Source organism: Ruegeria sp. AH12 (assembly GCF_056541465.1).
In genome coordinates this window covers 1-1,019 of the sequence record NZ_JBQFYL010000090.1, presented here as the reverse complement: position 1 = coordinate 1,019, position 1,019 = coordinate 1, and the positions used below count along the sequence as shown (strand labels likewise).

Annotated in this window: 1 protein-coding gene and 1 pseudogene; both read right to left on the bottom strand. The window is 62.7% G+C overall.

Annotated elements, in window-relative coordinates:
* Positions 1–860 (bottom strand): bifunctional diaminohydroxyphosphoribosylaminopyrimidine deaminase/5-amino-6-(5-phosphoribosylamino)uracil reductase RibD (gene ribD, locus ACR0EL_RS21835; protein ID WP_480502266.1); only part of this gene is annotated, 860 nt, incomplete at its 3' end.
* Positions 861–880: 20 nt separating this feature from the next.
* Positions 881–1,019 (bottom strand): annotated as a pseudogene (locus tag ACR0EL_RS21830) (transcriptional regulator NrdR); the annotation flags it as partial.

Sequence of the window (1,019 nt, the reverse complement as noted above, 5' to 3'; positions counted from 1 at the left end):
CAAAAGACACGCGTCAATCCGGCCTGCCCGAGCTGCTGCAACAGATCAGCCGCATCCACGTGATGACCATCCAGCGCACAAGGGATCAGACGGGCACCCAACCCCTCCCACGCACGCGCACGCTCGGGGTCTGGGTGGGGGCCGTGACAGAGCCAGATAGGGATATCGGACGCGGTTCGCGCAAGTTGCCCCATCAAGGGCAGATCCAGATGGCGCGAGACCACCACGCGCACCGGCTGATGCTGCACGCCCAGATCACGAACCGTCAGCGACGGATCATCGGCGCGCGCTGTTCCTGCTCCGACCATAACCGCATCGTGGCGCGCACGCATCGCATGCACCGCGCGGCGAGCATTTGGACCTGTGATCCACTGACTGTGCCCGGTTTCCGTGGCAATCCGTCCATCAAAGCTACTGGCCATTTTCAAAGTCACAAACGGGCGGCCTTGCTCGGTTTTCAGGAAAAACCCTGCGTGATCGCGGGCCGCCTGTTCCGCCAGAACGCCGGTGGTGACCTCAATCCCGGCCTCGCGCAACAGGGCAAACCCTTGCCCAGCGACCCGAGGATCGCTGTCTTCGATCGCCGAGACCACACGGGTAACACCGGCCGCAATCAGCGCTTCGGCACAGGGCGGCGTCTTTCCGTAGTGTGAACAGGGTTCAAGCGAGACATAGGCGGTGGCACCTCGCGCGGCCTTACCCGCCTGCGTCAGAGCCATAGGTTCTGCATGCGGACGACCCCCGGGCTGCGTCCAGCCGCGACCAACGATGCGTTCATCGCGCACGACGACACACCCGACGGACGGATTCGGCCAGCAGGTGCCTTGGCCGCGCCGCCCCAATGATAGGGCCAGCGCCATATATCGCTTATCTGTATCGCTCACTCATCCGTCGAAGGTTGCGGCGGGCGCAACTCGTGGACAAACTCCTCGAAATCATCGGCCGCCTGGAAATTCTTGTACACACTCGCAAAGCGAACATATGCGACCGTATCAATCCGGGCCAGCGCTTCCATTACA